General features: G+C 68.2%; 25 protein-coding genes and 2 pseudogenes. 8 read left to right on the top strand and 19 right to left on the bottom strand.

Going from position 1 to position 22,922, the window contains the following annotated elements:
* Positions 1-95 precede the first annotated feature (95 nt).
* Together fixJ and A3862_RS05435 are read right to left on the bottom strand one after the other, a co-directional pair.
* On the bottom strand, positions 96-713 hold the full coding sequence (gene fixJ, locus A3862_RS05440) for a response regulator FixJ (protein ID WP_043760263.1): 618 nt from the start codon (positions 711-713) through the stop codon (positions 96-98).
* Entirely contained in the window at positions 703-2,256 is a 1,554-nt protein-coding gene (locus A3862_RS05435) for a PAS domain-containing sensor histidine kinase (RefSeq protein ID WP_043761715.1), read from the bottom strand. The genes fixJ and A3862_RS05435 overlap by 11 nt, the downstream gene beginning before the upstream one ends.
* 510 nt (positions 2,257-2,766) lie before the next feature.
* Between A3862_RS05435 and A3862_RS05430 the strand changes: the two genes are divergently transcribed.
* From A3862_RS05430 to A3862_RS05415, 3 genes are all read left to right on the top strand, one after another.
* On the top strand, positions 2,767-4,275 hold the full coding sequence (locus A3862_RS05430; protein WP_111473430.1) for an integrase arm-type DNA-binding domain-containing protein: 1,509 nt from the start codon (positions 2,767-2,769) through the stop codon (positions 4,273-4,275).
* Positions 4,276-4,775: 500 nt separating this feature from the next.
* Complete coding sequence (locus tag A3862_RS05420) at positions 4,776-5,354, top strand: metallophosphoesterase family protein (RefSeq protein WP_111473428.1); 579 nt, start codon at positions 4,776-4,778, stop codon at positions 5,352-5,354.
* Positions 5,347-5,625, top strand: a complete 279-nt coding sequence (locus A3862_RS05415) for a hypothetical protein (RefSeq protein ID WP_124262939.1) — start codon at positions 5,347-5,349, stop codon at positions 5,623-5,625. The genes A3862_RS05420 and A3862_RS05415 overlap by 8 nt, the downstream gene beginning before the upstream one ends.
* Before the next feature lie 57 nt (positions 5,626-5,682).
* On the opposite strand, the gene A3862_RS05410 is transcribed toward A3862_RS05415, so the two are convergent.
* The 6 genes from A3862_RS05410 to A3862_RS05385 form a co-directional block, all read right to left on the bottom strand.
* Positions 5,683-6,195, bottom strand: a complete 513-nt coding sequence (locus A3862_RS05410; RefSeq protein WP_111473426.1) for a hypothetical protein — start codon at positions 6,193-6,195, stop codon at positions 5,683-5,685.
* Positions 6,196-6,268: 73 nt separating this feature from the next.
* Positions 6,269-6,772 carry a hypothetical protein gene (locus tag A3862_RS05405; protein WP_111473425.1) on the bottom strand — a complete coding sequence of 168 codons (504 nt, stop codon included), beginning with the start codon at positions 6,770-6,772 and terminating at the stop codon, positions 6,269-6,271.
* The gene (locus A3862_RS05400) at positions 6,769-6,969 is read right to left on the bottom strand and encodes a hypothetical protein (protein WP_111473424.1); all 201 of its coding nucleotides are present in this window, start codon (positions 6,967-6,969) and stop codon (positions 6,769-6,771) included. Before A3862_RS05400 ends, A3862_RS05405 begins: the two co-directional genes overlap by 4 nt.
* A gap of 46 nt (positions 6,970-7,015) precedes the next feature.
* The gene (locus A3862_RS05395) at positions 7,016-7,840 is read right to left on the bottom strand and encodes an HIRAN domain-containing protein (RefSeq protein ID WP_205782326.1); all 825 of its coding nucleotides are present in this window, start codon (positions 7,838-7,840) and stop codon (positions 7,016-7,018) included.
* On the bottom strand, positions 7,837-8,160 hold the full coding sequence (locus A3862_RS05390) for a hypothetical protein (RefSeq protein ID WP_111473423.1): 324 nt from the start codon (positions 8,158-8,160) through the stop codon (positions 7,837-7,839). The genes A3862_RS05395 and A3862_RS05390 overlap by 4 nt, the downstream gene beginning before the upstream one ends.
* Positions 8,157-8,426, bottom strand: coding sequence for a hypothetical protein (locus tag A3862_RS05385; protein WP_205782325.1), 270 nt, complete (start codon positions 8,424-8,426; stop codon positions 8,157-8,159). The genes A3862_RS05390 and A3862_RS05385 overlap by 4 nt, the downstream gene beginning before the upstream one ends.
* A 217-nt stretch (positions 8,427-8,643) precedes the next feature.
* Between A3862_RS05385 and A3862_RS05380 the strand changes: the two genes are divergently transcribed.
* Positions 8,644-9,921, top strand: a complete 1,278-nt coding sequence (locus tag A3862_RS05380; RefSeq protein WP_111473422.1) for a hypothetical protein — start codon at positions 8,644-8,646, stop codon at positions 9,919-9,921.
* Between the two features lie 70 nt (positions 9,922-9,991).
* Positions 9,992-10,639: a hypothetical protein gene (locus tag A3862_RS05375; RefSeq protein ID WP_111473421.1), complete on the top strand. Its 648-nt coding sequence runs from the start codon at positions 9,992-9,994 to the stop codon at positions 10,637-10,639.
* Positions 10,640-10,777: 138 nt separating this feature from the next.
* On the opposite strand, the gene A3862_RS05370 is transcribed toward A3862_RS05375, so the two are convergent.
* Positions 10,778-11,137 carry a response regulator receiver protein gene (locus tag A3862_RS05370; protein WP_111473420.1) on the bottom strand — a complete coding sequence of 120 codons (360 nt, stop codon included), beginning with the start codon at positions 11,135-11,137 and terminating at the stop codon, positions 10,778-10,780.
* 228 nt (positions 11,138-11,365) lie between these two features.
* Between A3862_RS05370 and A3862_RS05365 the strand changes: the two genes are divergently transcribed.
* Complete coding sequence (locus A3862_RS05365; RefSeq protein WP_111473419.1) at positions 11,366-11,962, top strand: hypothetical protein; 597 nt, start codon at positions 11,366-11,368, stop codon at positions 11,960-11,962.
* A gap of 6 nt (positions 11,963-11,968) precedes the next feature.
* Here the strand turns inward: A3862_RS05365 and A3862_RS05360 are convergent, their stop codons facing one another.
* The 8 genes from A3862_RS05360 to A3862_RS05325 form a co-directional block, all read right to left on the bottom strand.
* Positions 11,969-13,372, bottom strand: coding sequence for a hypothetical protein (locus A3862_RS05360; RefSeq protein ID WP_111473418.1), 1,404 nt, complete (start codon positions 13,370-13,372; stop codon positions 11,969-11,971).
* Positions 13,372-14,025 carry a hypothetical protein gene (locus A3862_RS05355; RefSeq protein ID WP_111473417.1) on the bottom strand — a complete coding sequence of 218 codons (654 nt, stop codon included), beginning with the start codon at positions 14,023-14,025 and terminating at the stop codon, positions 13,372-13,374. The genes A3862_RS05360 and A3862_RS05355 overlap by 1 nt, the downstream gene beginning before the upstream one ends.
* A 1-nt stretch (position 14,026) precedes the next feature.
* Positions 14,027-15,139 (bottom strand): hypothetical protein, encoded by a 1,113-nt coding sequence (locus A3862_RS05350; RefSeq protein WP_111473416.1) that lies wholly within the window; start codon positions 15,137-15,139, stop codon positions 14,027-14,029.
* Between the two features lie 10 nt (positions 15,140-15,149).
* The gene (locus tag A3862_RS05345) at positions 15,150-15,332 is read right to left on the bottom strand and encodes a hypothetical protein (protein ID WP_111473415.1); all 183 of its coding nucleotides are present in this window, start codon (positions 15,330-15,332) and stop codon (positions 15,150-15,152) included.
* 337 nt (positions 15,333-15,669) lie between these two features.
* Complete coding sequence (locus A3862_RS05340; RefSeq protein ID WP_111473414.1) at positions 15,670-15,999, bottom strand: hypothetical protein; 330 nt, start codon at positions 15,997-15,999, stop codon at positions 15,670-15,672.
* An 80-nt stretch (positions 16,000-16,079) separates the two neighbouring features.
* Positions 16,080-16,502: a hypothetical protein gene (locus A3862_RS05335; protein WP_111473413.1), complete on the bottom strand. Its 423-nt coding sequence runs from the start codon at positions 16,500-16,502 to the stop codon at positions 16,080-16,082.
* A 528-nt stretch (positions 16,503-17,030) separates the two neighbouring features.
* Entirely contained in the window at positions 17,031-18,605 is a 1,575-nt protein-coding gene (locus tag A3862_RS05330) for a hypothetical protein (protein ID WP_111473412.1), read from the bottom strand.
* 658 nt (positions 18,606-19,263) lie between these two features.
* Positions 19,264-19,461, bottom strand: coding sequence for a hypothetical protein (locus A3862_RS05325; protein WP_124262938.1), 198 nt, complete (start codon positions 19,459-19,461; stop codon positions 19,264-19,266).
* Between the two features lie 274 nt (positions 19,462-19,735).
* Here A3862_RS05325 and A3862_RS05320 point away from each other — a divergent pair.
* Positions 19,736-20,167 (top strand): annotated as a pseudogene (locus tag A3862_RS05320) (IS5 family transposase); the annotation flags it as partial.
* 85 nt (positions 20,168-20,252) lie between these two features.
* Positions 20,253-20,585: pseudogene (locus A3862_RS05315) on the top strand (transposase); the annotation flags it as partial.
* Positions 20,586-20,682: 97 nt separating this feature from the next.
* Here the strand turns inward: A3862_RS05315 and A3862_RS05310 are convergent.
* On the bottom strand, positions 20,683-21,591 hold the full coding sequence (locus A3862_RS05310) for a tyrosine-type recombinase/integrase (RefSeq protein ID WP_111473411.1): 909 nt from the start codon (positions 21,589-21,591) through the stop codon (positions 20,683-20,685).
* A gap of 347 nt (positions 21,592-21,938) precedes the next feature.
* Positions 21,939-22,412 (bottom strand): VOC family protein, encoded by a 474-nt coding sequence (locus A3862_RS05305; protein WP_111473410.1) that lies wholly within the window; start codon positions 22,410-22,412, stop codon positions 21,939-21,941.
* Between the last annotated feature and the right edge of the window lie 510 nt (positions 22,413-22,922).

The following is a 22,922-nucleotide window of genomic DNA, read 5'->3' as shown; positions in this document are numbered from 1 at the left end:
GGCATGCCTTCGAAGAGCGAGCCTCTGCGTCGAAGCCCGTCCCCCTAAGGCATCCCGGAATCTGCATCTCGACGGGGCGCAACGCGCGTCCGTCTTCAGTCGCCCTTCAGGCTTTCTGCGATCAGTGCCATGCGCACCAGCTCGGACAGGCTGCCCGCCTGCAGCTTGGACATGACGTTGGCCCGGTAGATCTCGACGGTCCGCGGGCTGATGCCGAGATCGAGCCCGATGACCTTGTTGGCCTTGCCGGCGACCAGTCCTTCCAGGACCTGGCGCTCGCGCTCGCTGAGTGCGGCCAAGCGCGCCCGCACCGCGTCCCCCTCGGCGTCGCGCGTCCGGGCGCGATCCGCCCGCGCCAAGGCCGATCGGATGCTGGCGAGAAGAACGTCGTCGTCGAAGGGTTTCTCGATGAAGTCCACCGCGCCGGCCTTCATCGCTTCGACCGCGAGCGCGACGTCCGCATGGCCTGTCATGACGATCACGGGCGGCATCCGGCCTCTCTGCCGGAGGCGGTGCAGCAGTTCGACGCCGTCGATGTCGGGCATGCGCACGTCCGTGACGATGCATCCGACACGGTCGGTCCCCGCGGCGAGGAAGGCGGTCGCCGAGTCATGCACCTGGACCGCCAGTCCGTCGGTCGCCAGCAGGAAGGCGAGAGATTGGCGCACCGCGAGATCGTCGTCCACGATGTGCACGGGCGCGTCAGTCGACATGAGCCATCTCCTCGCGGTCGAGCGTGCGCAGGGTGAAGCGGAAGGTCGTTCCGCCGTCCGGACCCGGGCAGGCCAGGATCTTGCCGCCATGGGCCTCGACGATGGTTCGACAGATCGACAGGCCGACGCCCATGCCGTTCGCCTTCGTCGTCACGAAGGGCTGGAACAGCTGCTCGGCGATCTCGGGCGCGATGCCGGTCCCGGTATCCGACACCCGTATCTCGACCAGGCCTTCGGCCGGACGCGCCCGCGTCCCAACGACGAGTTCGCGCCGGGTCACGTCCTGCATGGCCTCGATCGCGTTGCGGATGAGGTTGAGCAGGACCTGCTGCACTTGGATCCGGTCGGCCAGCACGAGCGGCGCATCCGGATCGAGATCGAAGCGGACGCGCACGCCCTTCTCCTTGGCGCCGACGAGGGCGAGGGCGCTCGCCTCCTCGACCAGCTTGGGCAGGCTTTCGATATGCCGCTCGTTCTCGCCGCGCGATACGAAGTCCCGCAGGTGCCGGATCACCTGTCCGGCTCTCAGGGCCTGATCGGCCGCTTGGTTCACCGCGTCGGAGAGCCGGGCCGCCTCCGGGCCTTCCATGCGCCCGAGGAGGCGGCGGCAGCCCTTGAGATAGCTCGCGATTGCCGTGAGCGGCTGGTTGATCTCGTGCGCCAGCGTCGATGCCATCTCGCCCAGGGCGGTGAAGCGCGACATGTGCACCAGCTCGGACTGCAACTCCTGCAGACGCATCTCCGTCTGGTTCCGTTCGGTGAGGTCGCGGATGAAGCCGGTGAAGTAGCGCACGCCGCCCGAACGCATCTCGCCGACCGCCAATTCCATCGGGAAGGTCGAGCCGTCCTTGCGCTGGCCGACCACGACGCGGCCGATGCCGATGATGCGGCGTTCTCCGGTCGAACGGTAGCGCGCCATGTAGGCGTCGTGCTGGCTCCGATACGGTTCCGGCATCAGCAGGCTGACATTCCGGCCGACCATCTCGTCCGGCCCGTAACCGAACTGCCGCACGGCCGCCGCGCTGAACGATTTGATCTGCGCCTGCTCGTCGATGACGATCATGGCGTCGGGGACCGTGTCGAGGATCGAGCGCAGATGCGCCTCGCGCGCCCGCAGGTCTTCATCGGCCTGCTTCTGTTCGTGAATGCTGAAGACCACGCCGCGGTGGCGGCACGGCCGACCGTCGGCGCCGAGCTGCACGCGGCCGCGCGAACGCAGCCAGTGGACGCGTCCATCGGGATGCACCACCCGATAATCGACCTCGTAGCGTCCGCCCTCCGCCAGCGCGCGCCCGATGGCGTCCGCCCTGGCTGCGCGGTCGTCCGGATGCACGAAGGCCTGCATCGCGTCGAAGGTGGTCAGGCGGTCCGGCGGCACCCCGAACAGACGAAGGCAGGACGGCAAGATCGTGACGCGCCCGGTCCGGACGTCGAGGGCCCAGCCGCAGATGCCCGCTTCGTCGAGCGTCAGCCGAAGTCCCTCCGCGTCGAAGGGGTCGTCGCCGCGGGAACCCGGATCGTTGGGAGGGTCAGACGTCGTCATGTCGGCCGTACGGGGGGACGGCATCGTCATCCGTCCGGATCGTCGGCGCCCGTCTTACAACGCCGGGTCCATCAAGAAACAGCCGGCGCGCACCGCGGTCGTCGGTCCTCCGGGAGGGCCTGGCCTGCGGGGCTCCTGGCGGCCCGCGATCCTGGCCTCGAGCCGCCGACGCCTCCGCCCCGCATCCGGCTGCCCGCGGCGCGGCGGGGCCGGGAACGCAGCTTGCACGGCGCAGGGGGCGGCCGCGCGACGCCTGAGGAGGGCCGGCCGGTTACGCTTAAGCGCGTGATGCGATTTCGGATTTTGGAATGGAGCGGGTGAAGGGAATCGAACCCTCGTATTCAGCTTGGAAGGCTGACGCGCAGCTTTCGGGGGCATTCGGCTGACGACTCCACCCTTTACCAACCCTCAGTTCTGCCTGTGGAATCCCTGCCGCGAACGCCCGGGGACTCTTGCCAGGGCTTTCCAGGGCCGGCTGGTATCAGGCTGGTATCAGCCCTCGGAGCCCGCATGGCAACCGCCGCCAACACCTGGCATCGCACCCGCGCCAAGCTCACGGTCGCGCACGTCAAGGCGGCGCAGAAGCTCCTCGCCTCCGGAAAGATAGAGGGTCGCGGCCACGAGTGGGCCGACGAACAGGAGCGCGGCCTGGTGCTGCGCGTCGGGAAGACGGGCGGGGCCTGGTACCTCAAGACGGAGCAGAGGACGGTCCGCTTGGGCGACATGGACCTCCCGGTCGCCGCGGCGCGCGAGGCGGCGCAGCGCGCCCGCGTCGACCTGCGCGACGGGCGGGTCCCGAGCCGGGCGAACCTGCGCGTCTGGCAGGAGGCGCACCGGCGCGGCCTGTCCCCGGCCGACGCGATGGACGCGGCATTCCCGGAGACCGTCCCGGAGCAAAGCCAAGACGACCGCCGGCGGGACGGGCCCTGGGAGTGGGCCGACCTCGTCGACCTGTACCTGACGAAGATCCTGCCGACCTACGTGCCTCGCTGGGGCAAGCAGTTCGAGAAGCACTTGCGGCGGACGGTGACGCCCGAGCTCGCGCGCAAGTTAGCGTCCGATGTCGACCAAGCCGATCTTCTTCGGGTCCGGGACGCCGTCGCCGCGGCGCAGACTCTGAGCGCGGCCGCCGACACGATGGAGGCCGCACGAGCGGCGCTCGACTGGGCCAAGCGCGATCAACCGGTGCTGTCCGGCCTCGCGTCGACGCCGTACCCCTGGTGGCGGGACGGGCTACACGTGGACTGGTCCTCGACCCCGAGGGAGCACACGCCGACCGTCTCGGAGCTCGTCCGGACGCTGATCATCGCGGAGCGGCACCGTAGCCTCGGCGGGACGGCCAAAGAGACCTCGGACGGCATGTTGGCCGCGCTGTGGGCCATCGTGTTCACCGGCCAACGCGCGGGGGCCCTGACCGGGACGAAGCGCGCGACGGTGCGGGCATGGCCGGAGCGTCCGGGCTGGCAGATCTGGACGTGGACCGCCGTGGAGATGAAGGGGCCGAAGTCAGCGAAGTCTAAGAAGCCTGCCCGACCGCACGCCGTACCGGTTCCGCCCGAGGCACTCGCCGTCCTGGCTCGGTTCAAGACCGACCCGGATTCGCCGTTCCTGTTCCCGTCGCGCGTGGCCGGTAAGGCGGTCTACCCGACCGGGCTGACGCAACTTTTCGGGCGCCTGCAGGGCGACCCGAAGGGCGGCCGCGCCGGCAAGGTCACGAGCCGCCCCGGGGCCGACCTGTTCGCCGCAAACGACATCAGGCCCTGGACCCCGCACGACGCCCGCCGGACGCTCGGGACGTTTCTCGACCTGGAGAAGCTGGGAGGCGCCGGGAGCGCCATCCTCGCCCACAAGGCGGCATCTCGCAGCGGTGCCGACGCGGAGCGCGAGTTGGCGGCGGCCATCACCCTGAAACACTACATCCACTCGCAGCGCCTCGACCTTAAGGCGGAGGGCATGGAGCGCTGGGTAAGGGCGGTCCTTGATGCCTACGAGGAGGAGCGGGCGCGCCTCGACGGTTGAGCCCGCCGGTCTCGGCCAAGAACTCTGGCGAGATCTCGCGGCCTCTCGGCCGCGACGAATCCCCGCCCGCCGCGCCGCTGCGCGGAGGCCTCCATCATTTCCTCCGCGAGGGCGCGCATGATGGCGTCGCGCTCCTCCGGTCCCGCATCCGCGACGTCCTGAAAGCTAAGCATCGACCACTCCGTCCTTGAGAACGAAGTAGGAACATCCGCGATCGGTTCAACGGGGGCGGCCCTACGTTCAGGATATGCCGCTTTCAAGCCGCTTATGCGCAGAACATAACGGCATCCGAATATCTCGCCGCCCCTTATGTTCAACTCCGGCGCGAGGCCCAGGGATAACCCCTCGGCCGCCGTTGACCGCTTGAGTCCGCGCCGCGATCATAGCAGCCCTCACCAGCCGACCGAGGCCGACGTGAAACGAATAGCGCTCCCCCCGAACACGACGACACCACCCGGGGCGTGACCGCGCGCGGCAGCCCCCTCAAGGAGGCTGCCCCTATGACGAACCAGAATTTTCCCCGCGTGCTCGTGACCGCGGATCATCATTTCGGCCACTCCAGCATCCTGCGGATGGGCCGAGCGCACTTCACCGACATCGATACCCACGACGAGATGCTCGTGGCCGCCTGGAACGCCGCGGTGCGCCCCGGCGACGAGGTCTGGCATCTCGGCGACTTCTGCTACCGGTGCCCGCCCGAACGCGCCGCGAAGGTCTTCGCCCGGCTGAACGGGACCAAGCGGCTCGTCGTAGGCAACCACGACCGCGGGGCTCGCCACCTGCCGTGGGCGTCGCAGCACGAGGGATTCGTCGACACCGTCCTGGAAGGGCAGCGCGTCACCCTTTGCCATTATCCGATGCGGGCGTGGCAGGGCGTGTTCAGAGGCGCCTGGCATCTCTTCGGACACACGCATGGCCTCTTGGAGGACACGTCGCAGTCCTGCGACGTGGGCGTGGACCGCTGGGGCTACCGGCCAGCGACCATCGCAGAGATCCGCGCCCGGCTGGCTGTGACGCCGGACCTCCCGGAGGAACGGCGCCGTGCGGCGGAGCGGGACGAGGGAGGCGACGATGCGTGAGACCGAAATCCCCGACGAGTGCGTCACGTGCCTCCGGTGCGGTCGCGTGTCCATGGCGGTATCGAAGGCGACCGCCGAGGCGCACATCGAGCGCCACAACCGGCTGCGGGAGTCCTCCCTGGAGAACATGCGATGGTGGCCCAGGCCGGCGACCCTGGACGGGTACCGGTGCCTCGGCTGCGGGACCTGGGGGCCGTACCGCAAAACTAGGGCGGGCGACTGTCCCGTCGGGGCGACCATCAACACCGTCATCTGCGAGCACGCAGAATGAAGAAGGCCCCGGCATGACAGCCGGGGCCTTAACGCATCACGTCCTAGAGACGTGATGTCAGCCGAAGATATATCCCCTGATGCGCTTCTTGGTTTCCGCAAAATTGGCGGGCGCGATATTGATCCAGAGGGTGAATGCTTGCCTGTACGCCTCGGGGTATGCATCGGCACACGTTTCGAGACCCACGTAGATCTCGCGTGTCAGGTCAGCGTGGTCCTCGCTCTCCTGGAAGACCGCCTCAACCGAGAACTCCCCATTCGCAGCGACCCGCCGCTTGGCAGCACTGCCCTTCCCCCCCTTCATGATGCTGTACGCGTAGCCGCCGGGCTGGGATGAGTCCGGCCAGAGACCATAGACTCGGTCCGCCGAATTGAATGTCCGTAGGAGCAGCAACGCTTGATTGCCCCCGTCCATACTCGACATGGAGTTGCTTGTTTCCCGCGCCAGGCCGATGAGTTCCTGGACTTGCGCGCTCGTGAGCTCGCGCTTCCACTGCTTCGCATTGCGCTTCGTCATCTTGGCCCTCAACATCGAGCCGCCCATGCGGCCGTCGAGGGCGACCCTGCCCACCTAGATCATCTTGCTGGAGTCGAGAGATGGTCCAAGGTTAACAGAGTAGTTAATCGTCCACAGCCGAGTTCGCTCACCCGCGCGACGGGTGGCGCTCTCTCTCCGCCCTGGACTTCCACTCGCCCTCCGCGGCGACGAGCCGGTCGTGAAGGTCGCAGGCCTCTGCGGCGAGGGGGTGGTCCATGTCGAGGAACGGCCTGACTCTCGACGCCGCCCCGGCGCACCCCGCCGCCCGGAGTCCCGCGATATGCACGTGCTCGTCGAGGCTCGTTGGCTCGGGTCCGTAGCCCCAACGGGTAAGCGTCCGCGGCCGGGCCAGGGTCTCGCTCGCGCCGGCGATGGCCTCCTCCAGCGCGCGGACCCTCGCCGCATCCCGAGCAGCCTTCATCAGCACGGGGTCGGTCTCTTCAACAGCCTTTGCAAGGGCCGCGGCCTGATCGGCCAGGACCTCCTCGACCGGGGCGTCCGCCGGCGGGGCGAGCGGGGATTCCGGCAGCGCGGGCGACGCGGCATGGAGCGCCCGGCAGGCTCCCCGGGCGACCGGGGGCAGGCGGGGCGTGAACGGGGCGGCGGTCATGCGCGGTTCCACTTGGCTTCCTCGACCGCGCGACGGCGGGCCGAGTTCTCGGCGGCGGTGACGGTCTGGATCAGGTGGGCGGCGGCCCAAGTCCCAAGGGTGCTCTTGATCAGCCCGGGCTTGGGGAAGGCCCGCAGGCGCCAAGCATCCCGGGCGTCGGCGAGAGAGGGATGGCGCGAGACAACCGCGCCGGTCATGCGGTGCACGATGACGTGCGTGGCGGGCGGGCGCGGCTGCCGAGGTCTAGTCCCAGGCATAGCTGACCTCACAACCGATTTGGCTGACGCGGTCGCGGTCGAGCTTGCTCCGGGGCGCCCGGCACCAAGCGCGGATCTCCGCGTCGAACTCGGCGCTCGGCGGAACGCGCCAGGTGTAGCGGCCGACGTTGATGCCGGCCCTCTTGGCGAGGCGAGCTACGGTCGAGCGGCTGAACGCCAGCATGGCCGCGACGTCGTCGACATCGACCTCGGCGCCGACCTGCGGGAGCGCGGGTTCGAACGGCACTGCCATCAGGGTCTCGACGGCCGCCGTGATGCGCGCTCGTCGGTGCGCCTGAAGTTGCTCCGCGAACCGCTCGGCACGTCGACGCAAGCGGCGGTCTCGCTTCTCGTTCCGGACAGGCAGGGTGGCGCGGTAGGCGACCCGCTCGATGTGCGCGGCGTAGAGCGGTTCCGCCGCCGGGCCGACGACGATGAGGCGGAGCGACCAAGCCTCGCCGTCGCCCTCGTCGTACACGTAGGCCCTGGCGGCAGCGCCGGCGTCGAGCAGCAGAGCGACGGCGGTGGCTGCGTAGCGTGGCAGGTGCCCGATCTGATGCGCATTTCGCCACCAGACCCCAATAGCGTTGGCGTCGTGCGGGTTCTCCGGGTCTCGCACGAGGTGAAGGCGGTCGCCGAGCCGGGGCATGATGCGCTCCCCCGTCAGGTCGTCGCGGCGGCCGTACGCGTAGAACTGGAGCCCGGCGCACTCGCTGACGAGCCAAGCCTCCCCTCGGTTGAGCGCCGGGATCTCGACGCCGAGGTCGGTGTCCTCGTAGCCGCGCAGGTCGGGGACGGCGTCGTCGCTCATGGGCATCCTCCGGCGGTGTCCCGCTCCCTGCCCGCGCGCATCATGTCGCGGATGAGCTTGGGGATGCTCTCGTCATCGAGGGCATCCGGCACTGGCGGCCGGTCGGCATCCTTCAGCGCGGCATCCAGCCGGCTGACGGCGTCCCGGGCCGCCCGGAGCAGGTCGCCCTCGACCGTGGCAACGGCGCGCTGCAGGGACCGCGCATGGGGGCCGTTGGCGTAGCCCGGGTGCGCCCGGACGGCGGCGAGGGCCTCTGTCAGGCGGGCCCGGGTCGTGCGCGCGTCGAGCTCGTAGAGCCCGTCGACGAATCGGGAGGTCATGCCAGGACCTCGGCCTCAATGAGGGTGACGCCATCCGCGTCGTAGAGCGTGACCGTTTCGGGCTTGCGGGGGACGTAGCGGACGTCGCGCTGCAGCCCGAGGCCACGGAGCACGCCATCTCCGGGGTCCCGGCGACCACGGCAGACGTCGCTGACGTACGCCCCCGACAGGCCGTGTGTCGCCGCCCAGGCCGACTGCCCGCCTGCGGCCGCGCATGCGGTCTTCAGCTTCTCGACGACTGCATCCACTCGCAACGAAGCGCTCATGCCCTGTCTCCGTACCGATCAACGGAGGTAAGATTACGTGCGTTCCGCTTAAAAGCAAAAAATCTGGAATATTCGACTTTCGAGGGATTGTCATACCAAGTGGTAGATAAATGATACCACTTATAATTTTGCCTGCCCGGCGGTGATTTGCTCTTTCAACCGGCGGGTCGGAGTGCTTGAATCGGGCAATCAGCTAATTGCCAGAAGGCGCCCTGCCATGTTCACGATCTTCCTCGTCAGCGTCGGCCTCGTCGCCGCCGCGGCCGCCTCAGCGGCACACCGCCCGCTCCCCCTCGACGTCGCGCTCCCGGTCGGAGCGCTCGGGCTCGCCTGGCGCAGCGCCGGTGAGCGCAACACGCGCAACGGCAAGCGCACCCTCTGGAAGGGTGAGGGCGACACGATGCGCTACAGCCGTGCCTACGCCGCCGACCGCGAGGGGATGCGTGCGGTCGGGTTCTCGTGGGACGGTGGCGTGCCGGTCTGCTGGGAAGCCATCCCGGCGCCCGTGCCCTACGCCCACAACGAAGCCATCTCCGCCGCCGAGGCCCGCGCGGATGCGGCCGACCGCGCCAAAGAGCGGGATGCCCTGGCCAAGCTGGAAGCCGAGGAGGCGGAGTTCGCCGCGGCTTGCGCTACGCGGACGGCAGCCATCGACAGGCTACGCGCATGCCTCTCCGGGAAGCCGTGGGCCTGGAACAGGAGGAAGCGGGAGTTAGCGGAATCCCTGCTGGTCCCGCGCCCATCCGCCCGGGCTGCATGGCTTGCAACGGACCTAGTCGATGAAGTCGAGGCGATGATCGCGCAGGTCACCGCGCGGCTCGGCGAGGAAGTCATCGCAGACTGGTGGGAGCGCGCAGGCCTGACCGAGGTCCGCGCCGCCGTTCACGAGGCCAATCGCGTCCTTTCAGGCATGGACGAGGACTTCGCAGCGGTACGGAACGGTATCGGCTGGTCGGCGGCGCACAGCCATGCGGGGCATGTCCTCGCCTCCCTCCGGAACTCAAGCAGGTCGAGGCCTCGCACGCCCTCAGGGCGGTGTGGGCGCATCGGAAGCAAATCTCACCCGAGCTACGGCTCTCGGTGTTCGGCTCGGCGGAGGCCTGAGGTGGCCGCGCAACTCACTCTTGCGATGCCGGCCCCCGGCGTGACGTCCGAGGAGGAAGCCCGGGTCCACGCCTACGTCGACAACATCCTGCCGAAGGGCGTGCCGACTTACGTGCGACGCGTCCTGGCCCTAAGACCCCTAGCCCAAGCGGACGTCGCTGCCCTTCGCCCTCACGCCTCCTGGATGGGTCCGACGCCCCAGGGATTCGTCGCGACTGTCGAGGTCTTCGACGGCGGCACCATCGACATCACCGTAACCGGTCCGCTCGGCGGCGCCGGCTACTCGTGGAGCATCCCCGACGGGGGCGCGCCCATCTGGTGGTGCGGCCGCTGGAACCGTTGGGTCCGGGACACGAAGGGCACGGCGCGCCGGAAGGCGGACGACGGGTAGCCCACCCCTTTTAGCTTTCGTCCCCCCGCCGACAATCACCCCGTAGCCCTGAACAGGATCACCTACCGTCATGCGCAAGCTCAGCCAACTCGCCGCCCTCGTCCTGGCCGCAATGGCCGCCGCCGCACAGAAAGTCTGGGACGGCTCCCGTTGGGTCGCCCGGGCCTTCTCCGGCATCCCGACGCCCGCCGGCGCCGAGTTCGAGGACGCTTTCGATGGCGTCGCCGCCCGGGCCGCCGCGCCCGTGACACCGTCACAGTCCGCCCAGCCCGCCCGTGACACCGTCACGCCCGCTCCGGCGCCGACCCCGAAGCCCGTGCCAACACCTGCCAAGATCGTTGAGCTAGACCCGGTCTTGGCGCGGGGCCGCCTCGCGGTCCGATTCGTGGACGCGACGTTCATGCTTGAGCCGGAGGAGGCCATCCTCAAGGAGTGCGACCCCATCCTGCGGTCCTGGCTCCTCAGCCTGAATGCCGCGGAGATGATGGAAATCCACCGGTCCGGCCCCCACAAAGTGGCCGCCCACCTCGCCGGCAAGAGGCTCCTCGAAGGCCTCCCGGAGATCGCGACCGAGTCCGAGTTCGCGCACTGGATGGGACAGGCCGCGCGCATCACTCCGGAGCGCCGGGCGAACATGGAGGAATGGGACCGGACCATGGACGCGGCGTTTGCCGAGATGACCGCGGACCCGGCCTACGAGCTCAAGTGCGGGATCTAAACTCGCCCCCAAACAGCACGAGGCCCGCCCGGAGCGTCCGGGCGGGCCTCTCTTTTTGTCTGTCCTCAAGCCGGTTCGGGCTTGTGCCTTGCCCCGTGCGCACTTGGTAGCATCACGTCATGCTACGGCGTGCGCACGTCATGCCGCGCGGAATCCGACGGCGCCGCGAAGAAGGCGCTTCACGCGGACCGTCTCCTGCTGCTGGGCGGCAAGCTGCTGCCGGGCGGTAGCGGTCTCGGCGCGGGACGCGGCGAGCGCCTGCTGCAGGGCGGCGACCTGTTCACGGAGGGCGGCCGCATCGTCTACGGCGGCCTGATGGTGAGCCCTTTGGCGGGTGACGGCGGCCATCGCGCGACCGGCGGCGGTCTGGTTGCGCAGGGACTGCTCGTAGTCGGCATCCGCCTGCCGCTGCCTGGCATCCGCGAGGCTCGTCGCCAGGACGCCCGCGAGGGTCATGCCAACGCCGTCGAGGGTGGAGGTGATCTCGTGGGCGCGCATGGGGGCTCTCCGGGTCTCGGTGTTGCCCTCACGATCGGGGGTCGAGGACTCGCTGTCGAGGTGGAGTCAACACTTGTCCCTGGCCCGGACGCCAGAACGTGGGGAGAACTCAGACGGTGGTTAGCGCCCCGTTACTTGCTGGGTCTGTAACGCTTTGTGGGAAGTACGGCGTCACCGGCTCCGCGGCATGTGTGGTCCGGTGCAGCGGGGGCGGGCACGCTCCCCGGCATGGAGATCAAGCTCACCGTCGACATCCCGGAATTCAGCCAGCAGGGCGAATCCTACGTCACCCGCCGGTTCGCCCCCGCGCTGCAGGAGGTCGCCGACTACCTCGGCGCGTCGGCCCGGCAGCGGCTCATGGTCGAGACGACCCGCCGGTTCAGCGACCCGGTCGCATGGACCATCAACGCCTTCGCCTACCGCCGCGCCGGCACGCCCGATTCCCCGGGCAGCTACGTCTACGTCCTGGAGAGGCAGGCCCGGTACCTCGGGCTGGAGGTGACGGGCGGGCCGCGCGTCGGCGGAGACTACGCCACGAACGCGGGCGGCCCCCTCGTCCCGGCGTCCGGGGCCAGGGGTGATCTCGACCCGCAGGGCAACTTGCCGCGCGACTTCGTCCGTGACGCCGTCGCGGCCGGCGCCCGCTGGGCCAAGCTCAAGCCCGGCCAGCCCGAGGCCTTGGTCCTGCCCGGCCGCGGCCCCCTGCAGGTCCTCGCGGTCGTCGCGCGGAAGGTCGACTACCAGCCGCGCTTCCCGTTCCAGGACATCGTCCGTGACGCCGTCCTGGAAAAGGCGCCGGCCGCCGTCGCCAAGTACCTGGCGTGACGTGTCCTAGGTGACGAACAGGGGCCGGCAGGAAGCGAGCTCGGCGTAGTCCGGATCGCCCGGCGGCCGCGGGGACGTCGGCTTGGTCGAACCCCGTGCACCCCACGCCTGGATTCGCTGCCAGGTCTTGCCGAAGTCGAAGCTCGCGTAGGTCACGGCGTAATCGTTGACCGGGTACACGAGGGCATCGAGTTGCGGCAGGTAGACGAAGCTGAAGTCGCTGAACGTCCCGTCCGTGTTCTGGTTGCGGTTGCCCGTCCCGACCCTGTTGCCGGCATAGTCGTAAAGAACGATGGTCGTCCCGGAGCCCTGCGCCACGACGTAGTTGGTGGTCAGGAACAGGGGTAGGTCCCCGGTCGTCACCGCGGCGCTGTTCGGCAGGGCCCAGGCGCCGGCCGACTTCTTGATGAACTCCCCCGAGGGCGTGCCGTCGGTGTTCACGTATTGGAGGTAGTCGTCGGCCGAGCGGTCGTTGTCGGTGCGGCGGATGACGAGGAAGCCGATGCCCTTGTTCCTGGACACGCTCATCACGCCGACCAGCGTCGACGAGTAGAATCGGATCTGGTGCCGGGTGACCGCCTGCCCCTGGTAGGTCGTCGTCTCCAGCGCCGGGCCGATCTCAAGCTCGAACGTGGTCACGGTCCGGGTAGCCATGCTGACGCCGTGGTACAGCCGCCGGGGGCCCATGTCCTGCTGGCTGCCGCCCCCGCTCGAATCCGCGAACGCGTACCCGCGCACCCGCGTCGCCGTCGTCATCGGGCGGCGGTTCGGGAAGAAGTACAGCGGCTCTGGCGACGCGTCGGCGCGCATCCGCTGCAGCACCGCGGCCGGCGCGTCCTCGTAGACCTGGCGCGCGATGGAGACTCGGGCGACGCGACCGTTAGCGGCCGGCAGTTGCTTGGCGTAGCCGGTCGACGGGTACCCGAAGAAGTCGGCGTCGGTCCCGACGAACAGGTCATCCCCGGTCCACCAGTCCTGCAGCCGCGAGACCTTTCCCATCGGCCACGAGGTCCCGCTCGCCAGGTCGACGTGCACCAGGGTGTAGACCCCGTCCGACAGGGTGTACCGGCAGGCCGCGCGCCCATAGACCTGCCACACCACGCTGGGCGGCCGGCCGTAGGTCGCGACCGCATTGCCGGCCGGGCCCGCAGAGTTGGTCCCGTAGACCTTAACGGTGGTCTCGTCCGACCAGATCAGCGGCACCGTCCCGTCGCTCCCCGTCGCCGTCGGCGTGAACCCGAATGGGTTTGTCAGAGCTTTGGCGCGGTACCGGTAGAGCATGTTCGCCCCCCGGTCGTAGTCGTAGGTGACGTAGCTCCCGAGGCACCAGTACGACCCGATGTCCCATGGCGTGAAGCGGATGGGTACCGAGACGCGGCCGCCCGAGGTCATGAGGTGGCGAGCGAACATCAGGACATCCGCCGCCCGGAGACGAAGGCGAACCAGCCGTTTGCCGGCACGTACATCGCCGTGAAGATGTCGATCTGCCCGTCCCCGGCCGCCGGCGCGAAAGCGCTGTCGGAGCCCGAGGTGGCGCGGACGTCGGCCGAGAACTTCCAGTCGCCCGGGAAGGTCACGTTCGCCCCCTTCTGCCGGAGGAGGAACACCGTGACCAAGGAGGCCTGCGGCGCCTGGACGAGGTCCGCCGGGTTGTCCGAGTTCCCGACGGTCGGCGGCGGCTGCATGTCCCCGACCGCCAGGGTCACGCTGCCCGCGCAGTTGAACCACCAGTTCGCCGAGGTGTCCGGCCGGATGGTCGCGGTGCCGGCCGCATCTACGTCGGCGAACTTCACGTGCTCGCGGTATCCGCCGAACTCCGGGGGGGCCTGCCGCCTCCAGGCCCAGTCGCTGGGGCTGCCCTGGTAAGCGGGTCCGGTCTCGTCGGCATCGGGGTAGTCCGACTGGCGACCGGCCGACAGGCTGCGGGTCACCGTACCCCGACCCGTGTCGGTGACCGGCAGCGCCTGGTTTCCGAGGGTGTCCGGCGCGGTCGAGCCGGCATCGTAATCCTGCCCGGCGATGAGGCGGCGCAGCGCGCGGGCGAGCTCGTCGTTCGAGGCCATGTCACACCGTCGGGAAGGAGATCTGCGCCGGGCCCAGCCACGCGCCGGCGCCGAGGGCGATATCGTTGCGTAGGGCCGGTTGCCCGGCGATGGGTGCGCAGGCGAAGGTCACCTTGGTGTGGCACTTCGTGAGGAGCCGCTTCGGGTCGTTCTCCGTGCGGTCGTTGCGCCCCGGCTGGCCCGTGAAATCGTTGGCCTGGATGAAGGCGACCTGCGCCTGGGGGTGGAACTCGACCGAGACCGCCGCCCCCGGGACGGCCATTGGCGGGTACGGCTGGCCGATGGGCGACGCCAGGAAGACCCCGTCCCACGGTTGACCGCTCGGGTTCGGGCCCTCGGTCGAGCGCGTACCCGGGACCCCGGACCCGTCGCAGCAGGTGATGGTCACCGTCGCCCTCGGGTAGTCGTTCAAGCCCGAGCGCGAGATCTCGACGTTCGTCACCTTGCCGGTCGCCACGCCGCCGGGCAGGAGCGAATCCGGGGCGGTGACGGTTGCCGCGCAGGCGGTCGAGACGTCGGGCCAGTCCTCCAGCAGCACCGTGAACGTCACGCTGACCGAGCGCTGCGACAGGGCGATCTTCTTCAGGCCCTTGTAGGCGACGGCAACCACGGTCGCGACGCCGCGCGGCGTGGTGAAGTAGGTGGCGATGTTCGCCCCTCCGCTCGGCGCCTGGGTGGTGCCGACCAGCCGCCAGAGGTCGGTCCCGTCCGAGGCTTCCTGGTCCGCGGAGAAGTTGGCCGCCGTGACATGGGACCGGTTGCAGGCCCAGACGTAGAAGCCCACCCGGCGCTCGGCGCCGGCCTCGACGTTCTGCCCGGGCAGCCACGGCTCGGTCGTGGTGTCGACGGTCGGGTCCTCGCACTTGCACGAGACCGTCTCGACCTTGCCGTCGGCGTAGGCCACGTTCCCGTTCGTCAGGAAGTAGCCGACCTTCTCCTGGCGGCGCTGCCGCTTGCTGTAGGAGAGGATGTCGTCGTCCGGCTCGGTCATGATCGTGCCCGGCTTGATCGGGGCATTGGCCGGCACGTGGGTGCCGGTGGTCAGGCAGGCATCGCCGCCCTGGAGGCTCACGATGAACGCCAGGTCGCGGACGGGCTCACGGAACATCGTCATCGTGGGGACCTCACTTGCTGTTCGCGGCGGCCTTGGCCGCGCGGATCTCGTGGACGGACATCAGGCGCTCGGTGCCGCCGGCGCCCCCGGCAGCGGTGCCCAGTGGCGGATTCGGGGCCTCGGCGGCCATGGCGCGCCGGAAGGCGTCGCCCTTCGCGCCGGCGGGCGGGGTCGCCGCCGCGGCTGCGGTCACGTCGCCCGAACTCGCGGATGGCGCCGGCCAGCTTCTCAACCTGCTCGGTCGAGTGGGTGCGCGCGTTCCGGTCGTAGCCTTGCACCTCACCGATGGGGACGAGCTCGATGGCCTGGTGGCGGAGGATGTCGGCGGCGCTCATGCGTACCGCCTCATGCCGTGCCGGGCGCGGAGGGTACGCACCGCCCCGAAACCCGCTCCTGCGTACCCTGTGACCGCGTCGGTGCGCACCTGCTAACCCTCTGACGTTTCAGGCACGACCGGGCGCGGTGCGTACCTGCGTACCCAAAATTTCGACCTTTGAGCCCCTGGGCCCTGGAATCGGGAAACCTGCGGGTCAGCCCCCCCGGCGGGAAGGACCCGTGACCCCACCCATCGCCCCCCTCCCGCCCCGCCACGGTGTCGCGTCGGGCTCGTCGAGGGACACCACGGCGCCAGGGATGTCGGCCATGCTGACCCACCGGCGGGCGGGCTCTACGCGGGTCTTGGGCTCGCGGGCGAGGCAGAATTCCCTGCGCTCCAGCAGCGCAAGGGCGTCACCCTGGCCCTTGTCGAACCCAACGAGGCGGGCGGTCCCGTTGCGGACGGCCTCGGCCACGTGGCGGGGGATGGACCACTTCAGCAGGTCGCTGGGGCGGACGATGGGGGCGAGGTTGTAACGGGGCATGGGGGCGGGCCTTGGTGGATGACCCCTCGACCGTCAGGCCGCCCCGTGCATCGGCCAACAGATGCCGGATGGGACGCGGCTCAGGCCTGCCGGGTCAGCCCGAGGCGCTGCATGAGGGCGCGCTTGGCCTGTGGCTGCGCGACGCCCCGGCGCTCGACCAACTCCTCCATGGCCTGCCCGAGGACGGCGTCGAGGCCATAGGCGATGCCGTCGTAGCTCCTCTGTTCTTTCGCGCGCGCGCGAAGCCCACCTCGACGAGACAGGTCGCAGAGGGCGGTGGCGATGGCGGCGTCCACGAGGCGGGGCTCAGGGATGCCCTCGGCACGGCGACGGGCACGCTCGGCCCGCTTGCGCTCGGCGGCGTCCCGGCGCTGGCGTGCGGTGCGCGCCGAGCCGGACTCGGGGGCGCTGGCATCTTCGGCCTCGGGCTCAGGGTCGAGGTGGATCTCGTACGGCATCTGCTCGCACAGGCCGGGGAGGACGAAGCTCTGCTCGGTGAACATGCGGGCTGGCTCCTGTTGGAGATCATGCCAGCCGGCCCGGCAAGGCACAGCATCAGAACGAAGAAGGCCCCCCGCCCGGGTGGGACGGAGGGCCTTCACGATGAGATGCATCGTTAGCCCGCGAGAGCCTTCCGTTATATTGCCAGGTTGTTCGGCAATAGACAACGCCTATGGTGCGTGGGCGTGTGCACGCTGGCGTGATGCGAGTGCCCTGAGCTCCGCCATGCGCGCATCCCCAGCCGCGAGGCCAGCAGGGTCGCGCAGGGCACGAGTTTGGGCTGCGAGCCTGCCGAGCAACCCCACCCTCCCAACGGGCAGAAGAAGCACCTCGGGGGCTTCCTCAGGGCATCCACCATCCATTGCGGCCAGGGATGCAGGGGTAGGTCTCGGAGGGGTGACGGCGGGCCTTAGCGGTGCGAGGTCTGAGGGGACGTCGGCGGGTGGCAGGTAAGGGGCGAGGAGCGCTAGGGACGAGCGAGTGTGAGGAGCAGCGAGGACGGGCGGCGTCTCTTCAGGAGAGGGGACAGGCTAGGCCGCAGCCGGGGTCCGGAAAGCCAGGAGGAAGGCCGGAACGGGCACGGTGGCAACAGGCGCAGGGGGCTCTACAGGGGCCGGAGAGGGAGCCCCGGGCTCCGGAGGAAGGGCGTCAACACGGGGACGGGGAGAACCCGGGCGGGTCGGGAGGAGACCCAGGAAGGGGCGGAAGCGAGCCCCGGTCCCGGAGGGGGCGACCTCGGGCTCCGCGATGGGGGTCTCAACAGGTCCGGCCACCCCCGGCTCCCTATATCGGATCATTTGGGTCGTCTCACCCATAGAATCCTTCCGCAAACCCCTTAAAGTTGCAGGTGAAATCCGGTCCAGCGTACCTTCCAGGACATCGTTCATGATGCCCTTCAACTCGGCCTGCCGACCCTCCGGTGCGAGGAAGCTGTCGTGGACCGGCAGGGCCGGGAGCTCAGCCTTCTCGCAGGCCTTGAGGACCTCTAGGGCCATGCGGGCATCGATGGCCATCAGCGAGACACCAGCGTCGCTCCCGATGTAGCCCGCGATGGCCGGGTTGTGAGCGATGACCTTGTCGATGATGCGCCGGGTCTCGGTCCAGCCGTAGGGCCACACTGGCGAGCCGTCGGCCTTCTTTTGGCGGGCCTTCTCCATCAGGGCCCCGGCCGCGGCGTTCAGAGTCGCGGCGTTAATGGCCACGTTCAGCACAAGCTTGCCGACCCACCGCTGGTAGTGAGGCAGCGCGTAGCAATCGAACCCGGCGGGCATCCTCTCCCCGCGCATGGCGTACAGGAGGCGCGGGTGCAGGGAGGCGAAATCTTCCTCGATGACCACTTCGCCGTTGATAAACAGGTCGAGCCGCCGGTCCTTGGGCAGCCCCTCCCAAAAGCCGCCGTAGATTCGACCGCCCTGCCGGAATCCGCTACGGCTGAAAACACGGTATACATCGACCTTCGGCGTGATGCGGGCGCAGGCCCATGTCTCGACACCGTCTTTCACCTTCCGGGCGCGGACGTGGTGCGCGGTCCGCTCCCAGTTGTCCGGCGAGGCCGAGGCCGAGACGTCGACCGTGAAGCTGTTCATGAACCGGTTGAGGTTGCCGATTTCGCGCGTCAGCCGCCGGGTTTCGGATGTGTCCTCGTAGTCGATGCGGGAGCCGTCCTCGCCCTTCAAGACGAGCGGGCAGCGCGAGCCAAGATACTCGATCGGCTGACCGGCCAGGATCTCGACGAGACGGTTCGAAGCCCGCATGCGGCTCTGCATGCCATGGGTCAGGTGGGCGCCGGGCTTGGAGCGGATCTCCTCGATAAGGCCGAGGCGCCCAAGTTCGTTCACGCTCTGCAGTACCGACGAGTAGGTGTAGTCCGTCCCCTCGTACCGCCCTTGGGCCGCGTAGAAGTCCCGAGAGCGGCTGTAGGAGACGTAGGGCCGGTCGCTGTCTGATGCCAAGGCGAGCGCCGCCAGGACGCTTGCCATGGCTCTGTTGATCTTGGAGCGGGAGAACTTCGGCAGGCCTGCGGCGGCAACCAAGTCTTCGGATACGCGCCAGTGGAAATCCAGAGCGCGGGCCTTGCGCGCCAATTCGTCATCGTGCTCGGGCATGTGGCTCTCGCGGTGGAGCACACGCCGGGGCACCTCTGACCCGACGCGGCTCGCACATGCTCCGCCGCGCTTTTGCTAATAGCTAGAGGCGCTTAGCGGCGCGCCATGAACGCGATTCCTGATCCTTGGCCGAGCGGAAAGCGCCTATGCGAACCGCGGCAGGGAGGCCCGTCAGGGCACTTCAATTTTGAAAGTTGACCCCGGCATCATCCAGGTCGCTCAATCCAAACAAATCGGCTCTCCGGTGCCTTCCGCGTGGGTGCGACAAAAGCGCACCATCGGAGACCTGTCTGTGGATGGGTCGGACTGCTCGAGTGCGGCGCTCCACCTCAGCGGGCAAGTGGCTGCCGCTTACCTTGCACTCGGCGTAAGCGTCATAGCCGATTTCAGTGCTTATCCGTCCCGATGCTCCCGTCAATGATGCGCAGCAACCTGCGATAATTAATCATTATAGGTAAAAGCTAAACAGTTCGATGTTGTGCTTTAATCATAAGTTTAAGCAATGCTAGATAGTTGGGAGGACACCTTGCGATTGCGAGCCACCAAAATTTATCAGTATTTAGAAAAATGAGCTATTATATTCTGGCTGAGAAGTCTTATTACTGAGATTTAGAATGAAATGGGCCCCAGCAGTGATGCCGGGGCCCAATTGGACGTCTCAGAGTGCCGACGTACGGAAATCTTCCATGTTGTAGGCAACCTCGTCGAGATCGTCGAGCCAGTTTAAGACGGCCAAACCGCGGTCGCCTTGTTGCCACTGCTCTGACATGAACTCGAGCCTGTACCTCTGATCCTCGATGAAATCTTGGAGAGAGTGGTACGAGGCCGCGAGTTCAAGTTCGAGCTTCTTGGGCATCTTCATTCTGACCCGCATTGCTGGGTACCTCACACGATCCGCTCCCAAAGCCGAGAGCAATAATAAGGACCGGCCTTGTGGGTGTGTGAGCAGCGCCGCCTTCAACATACTGCGCCGCGCGAGTTTCCAACAAGTTAAGACCTGTTCTGAACGTCGTCGCTGATGTCGGCCTACCGGGGAGTATGAACGGGCTCTAAGATGTGAACCGAACCAAGGCGTTGCAGGGTTTGTGGTTTTGTAATTCAGGGCCACCGTTTACAGCGTGGAGGCTGCGATGGCGGACCTGATCTGGCTTCGGATGAGCAGTGGGCGGTGATGGCCCCGTTCATGCCCAAGGATCAGCCCGGACCCGAGCGAAAGGACGACTGGCAGATCATCTCTGGCATCCTGCAAGTGCTCACTCGGGCTGCCGCTGGCGTGACTGCCCGGTCGCGTATGTGTCTCGCACGACCGTCTACAACCGTTTCAACCGCTGGTCCCGGCGTAGCTTCTGGAAGGCGATGTTGGCCGCCCTGGCCAAGGCCGGCTGGTCGGGCGAGGCGGCTGCCATCGACAGCACCTACGTGCGAGCACATTGATCGGCGCACGGCGGGATAGGGGGGCGCAGGCCCAGGTCATCGGCCCGTCGCGTGGCGGCCAGACGACCAAGGTCCATTCGCTCACCGACGTCCTCGGTCGGCCCGGCGTGCTCCTACTGACGCCCGGCATGTCCGCCGTCAGCACTCCTAAGACAGATTGAGGGCCTTCACGAACGGAGGATGGTTGGTTCATCGTAGCCCCCAGGAGCGAAGATGAAACAGACGTCCGGGCCGGCACGAAAGCCGGCAGAAGCCGTGATCAAGGATATTCGTCGAGCCACACGCCGTCAGTTCTCGGCCGAGGAGACGATCCGCATCGTGCTGGAAGGCCTGCGCGGTGAGGACAGCATTGCCGAGCTGTGCCGGCGCGAGGGCATCGCCAGTTCGATGTACTACGGATGGTCCAAGAAGTTCTTGGAAGCTGGCAAGAAGCGGCTGGCCGGTGACACGGCTCGGGCCGCGACCGCCGACGAGGTCAAGGACCTGCGCCGCAAGGCAGGCGCGCTGGAGGAGGTCGTGGCCGACCTCGATCGCCGCCATCACCTTCAGCGTATCCAGGCTCAGATGCCCGGCCTGCTCGGCGCGATAGGCCGGACCGGCGGCGCGGAAGACGTCGGCCAACTCGATCGCGGCGGGCATCGTCTCAGTCCGGCGCTGCCCCCTGTCTATGGAACAGGGCGAGCCTGTCGAGGGGGCTGGTCACCGGCTGCACCGTGCGGGTTGCGACCTTGGCGTTGAGGGCGGTCGTGTCGAGCCGGCTGTGCCCGAGCAGGACCTGGATGACGCGGATGTCGACGCCGTCCTCCAGAAGATGGGTGGCGAAGGAGTGGCGCAGGGTATAGGGACCGACGCACTTGGGGATCCCGGCCGCGCGCGCCGCCTCGACGACGACGCGGTGAAGCTGGCGTGTGCTGATCGGCCGTGCCCAGTCCCGGCCGGTGAACAGCCAGCCCCGGCGCTGCAGGACACCCTGCCGGTGGCCCTCGCTCCACCAGCGCCGCAGCGGGTCCAGGAGATCGGCCGACAACATGGCATTGCGGTCGCGGCCGCCCTTGCCGCGTTCGATCCGCAGGATCATGCGGGTCGAGTCGATATCGCCGATCCTGAGTCCGGCGACCTCGGCCACGCGCAGGCCCGCGCCGTAGGCGAGCGACAGGGCGGCGAGATGCTTCAGGCAGACCGTGGCATCGAGCAGACGCCCGACCTCGTCGGCGCTAAGCACGTCGGGCAGGGTGCGGGGCTGGTTGAGGCGGACCAGCCTGCGGGCGAGATCGGGGCGGCTGAGCGTGTAGACGAAGAAGAAGCGCAGGGCGGAGACGATGGCGTTCATCGTCGGCACGCCGAGGCCGAGTTCCTGCTGGGCGATCTGGAAGCGGCGCAGGTTGTCGCCGGTCGCGGTATCGGGCGATCGCCGCAGGAAGGCGGCCAGCCGCTCGACGTCGCGGATGTCGTTGCGCTGGGTCGCCCGGGAGAACCGGCGCAGGGTCATGTCGTCGATCAGGCGCTGACGCAGCGAGCCGCCGGCAGCGGCGGGAACGGCAAGGACGGTCATGGGATGGCTCCGCTCGCAGGGAGCCGGGATCGTCCGCCCGGGCCGGGCGACGCTCAATCGGCGCAGGGCGTTCGGGTCAATCCGCCGACCTCGAAGCTGCCATCAATCCCGCGCGAGCGGGTTCGTTCATCCACCCAACCCAGCCGTTTAGTGCTGTCAGCCATCGAGGCCGGAAGTGGCCGTAAGTGGAATGACCGCTTCGCAGAAGGCCGGCCAGAAAAGCAGACAGCCTCCTATCGACCCAACACAGTCGCCAGCACTACCGTCGAGGCTTCTCCGAAGCGGTCGTTCGCCGGGCCTTCGTCAACTTCGGCTGAGGCTCGCAAGCGGTCCGCCGCCCGGCCGGATCAGTGATCTTGGGCGGTGGCAGGCGGCTGCATGAACTCAATGGTCGCGCCGTCAGGGCCAACTGCGTAGATCACCCGCGTTCCAGTCCGCGCACCGCTTGCGATTGACTGCGGAATGCCTTGCGCCTTCCAGCCGTAGGCGGCGATCCGCACCAGGAGCGCGTCGATGTCATCGACGACAAGGGCCAGATGCGCGAACCCAGGGTCGAACGGTCTGGCTGGCGCGCTGGGTCGGTCCGGACCCTGATACTCCAGGAGTTCGACCGTCTGGTCCGCCAGCGAAACGATTGCCATGCGCACCTTCGCCCCATGTGCCCCGGTCACCTGACCGAGGAACTCTCCCCCCATCTCGCCCGTCCGCACAAGCCGCGCGCCGAGACCATCGACCCAGAACCGAAGGGCCTCGTCGAGGGAGGCGACCGCGAAGCCGACATGATCGGCGCGCCGTACGCGGACGCCCGTGTGTTCCGTCATGAGGGACAATCTACTGGCAAACGGGCCATTCGTCTGCAACGGGTCGCGGCCCGTCCATTGGCCATGTCCGCTTCAGGGCTTCCGCCGCTCGAAAGCGGATTGACAGGAAACCACCCATCCCAGTCATTCAGAGGCGCATGCTTACGAGACTGGAACTGGCCGATTACAGCTCGTCTGCTTCTGAACCAGAAACGAGAAAAGCAGACGTCGTTGCGATGCCCGCTCGTGGCTCTACCTAAGCACTCACGATTACTTTTTGCGATACTTTAAGGTCGCGTTTTACCGTCGTCACAGATGCGGCAAGACGGTGCGGGCGCGGTGATCCGCCTTTGCCTCTGGCAGAGTGGCCGAGAGGTGGACCTGCATGTGAGTCAAGTAGAGCATGACGTCGATCCTTGGCGGCCGGAGTTGCTGAACGCGTCTGACGCGTGATCTACACTGTGGTGCACCGGCTGGCCGAAAACGATACAAGGCTGGAGCCACCACGGTGCCGTCGTGGACCCGCGCCGC

It is taken from the genome of Methylobacterium sp. XJLW, assembly GCF_003254375.1.
Classification (GTDB): domain Bacteria; phylum Pseudomonadota; class Alphaproteobacteria; order Rhizobiales; family Beijerinckiaceae; genus Methylobacterium; species Methylobacterium fujisawaense.
The sequence above is the reverse complement of the archived record's forward strand: the minus strand, read 5'-3'. Positions and strand labels throughout refer to the sequence as shown.

What these genes read in the sequence shown, in the direction of transcription:
- fixJ (WP_043760263.1), bottom strand. Translation starts at nt 713, where the DNA reads ATGTCGACTGACGCGCCCGTGCACATCGTGGACGACGATCTCGCGGTG.
- A3862_RS05435 (WP_043761715.1), bottom strand. Translation starts at nt 2,256, where the DNA reads ATGACGACGTCTGACCCTCCCAACGATCCGGGTTCCCGCGGCGACGAC.
- A3862_RS05430 (WP_111473430.1), top strand. Translation starts at nt 2,767, where the DNA reads ATGGCAACCGCCGCCAACACCTGGCATCGCACCCGCGCCAAGCTCACG.
- A3862_RS05420 (WP_111473428.1), top strand. Translation starts at nt 4,776, where the DNA reads ATGACGAACCAGAATTTTCCCCGCGTGCTCGTGACCGCGGATCATCAT.
- A3862_RS05415 (WP_124262939.1), top strand. Translation starts at nt 5,347, where the DNA reads ATGCGTGAGACCGAAATCCCCGACGAGTGCGTCACGTGCCTCCGGTGC.
- A3862_RS05405 (WP_111473425.1), bottom strand. Translation starts at nt 6,772, where the DNA reads ATGACCGCCGCCCCGTTCACGCCCCGCCTGCCCCCGGTCGCCCGGGGA.
- A3862_RS05400 (WP_111473424.1), bottom strand. Translation starts at nt 6,969, where the DNA reads ATGACCGGCGCGGTTGTCTCGCGCCATCCCTCTCTCGCCGACGCCCGG.
- A3862_RS05395 (WP_205782326.1), bottom strand. Translation starts at nt 7,840, where the DNA reads ATGAGCGACGACGCCGTCCCCGACCTGCGCGGCTACGAGGACACCGAC.
- A3862_RS05390 (WP_111473423.1), bottom strand. Translation starts at nt 8,160, where the DNA reads ATGACCTCCCGATTCGTCGACGGGCTCTACGAGCTCGACGCGCGCACG.
- A3862_RS05385 (WP_205782325.1), bottom strand. Translation starts at nt 8,426, where the DNA reads ATGAGCGCTTCGTTGCGAGTGGATGCAGTCGTCGAGAAGCTGAAGACC.
- A3862_RS05380 (WP_111473422.1), top strand. Translation starts at nt 8,644, where the DNA reads ATGTTCACGATCTTCCTCGTCAGCGTCGGCCTCGTCGCCGCCGCGGCC.
- A3862_RS05375 (WP_111473421.1), top strand. Translation starts at nt 9,992, where the DNA reads ATGCGCAAGCTCAGCCAACTCGCCGCCCTCGTCCTGGCCGCAATGGCC.
- A3862_RS05370 (WP_111473420.1), bottom strand. Translation starts at nt 11,137, where the DNA reads ATGCGCGCCCACGAGATCACCTCCACCCTCGACGGCGTTGGCATGACC.
- A3862_RS05365 (WP_111473419.1), top strand. Translation starts at nt 11,366, where the DNA reads ATGGAGATCAAGCTCACCGTCGACATCCCGGAATTCAGCCAGCAGGGC.
- A3862_RS05360 (WP_111473418.1), bottom strand. Translation starts at nt 13,372, where the DNA reads ATGTTCGCTCGCCACCTCATGACCTCGGGCGGCCGCGTCTCGGTACCC.
- A3862_RS05355 (WP_111473417.1), bottom strand. Translation starts at nt 14,025, where the DNA reads ATGGCCTCGAACGACGAGCTCGCCCGCGCGCTGCGCCGCCTCATCGCC.
- A3862_RS05350 (WP_111473416.1), bottom strand. Translation starts at nt 15,139, where the DNA reads ATGACGATGTTCCGTGAGCCCGTCCGCGACCTGGCGTTCATCGTGAGC.
- A3862_RS05340 (WP_111473414.1), bottom strand. Translation starts at nt 15,999, where the DNA reads ATGCCCCGTTACAACCTCGCCCCCATCGTCCGCCCCAGCGACCTGCTG.
- A3862_RS05335 (WP_111473413.1), bottom strand. Translation starts at nt 16,502, where the DNA reads ATGTTCACCGAGCAGAGCTTCGTCCTCCCCGGCCTGTGCGAGCAGATG.
- A3862_RS05330 (WP_111473412.1), bottom strand. Translation starts at nt 18,605, where the DNA reads ATGCCCGAGCACGATGACGAATTGGCGCGCAAGGCCCGCGCTCTGGAT.
- A3862_RS05325 (WP_124262938.1), bottom strand. Translation starts at nt 19,461, where the DNA reads ATGCCCAAGAAGCTCGAACTTGAACTCGCGGCCTCGTACCACTCTCTC.
- A3862_RS05310 (WP_111473411.1), bottom strand. Translation starts at nt 21,591, where the DNA reads ATGACCGTCCTTGCCGTTCCCGCCGCTGCCGGCGGCTCGCTGCGTCAG.
- A3862_RS05305 (WP_111473410.1), bottom strand. Translation starts at nt 22,412, where the DNA reads ATGACGGAACACACGGGCGTCCGCGTACGGCGCGCCGATCATGTCGGC.